Here is a 251-nt window from a genome sequence, read left to right on the forward strand (position 1 = left end):
CTGACCAATACCGGCGTCGCCTCCGGCCTGCAGACCCCGCGCTCCGACTATGTCGCCAGCGTCAGCTACGCGCCGAACCGCACCTATTCGTTCTCGACCCGCGCCCGCATCGATGAAGCCACCGGCAACATCAACCGCTTTGAGGCGGAAGCTAAAGCCAACTTCGACCGTTGGTCGGTCAGCATGCTTTATGGCAACTACGCGCCGCAGGCTGAACTCGGTTATCTGACCCGCCGCGAGGGCCTGCTCGG

At 63.7% G+C, this 251-nt stretch carries 1 protein-coding gene; it reads left to right on the top strand.

The window, feature by feature from the left end:
- Window positions 1-251: LPS assembly protein LptD (lptD, locus tag RVY79_RS20835; RefSeq protein WP_317466510.1), on the top strand; the 251-nt coding region annotated here is incomplete at both ends.

It is taken from the genome of Chromohalobacter sp. HP20-39 (assembly GCF_033052815.1).
Lineage (GTDB): Bacteria > Pseudomonadota > Gammaproteobacteria > Pseudomonadales > Halomonadaceae > Chromohalobacter.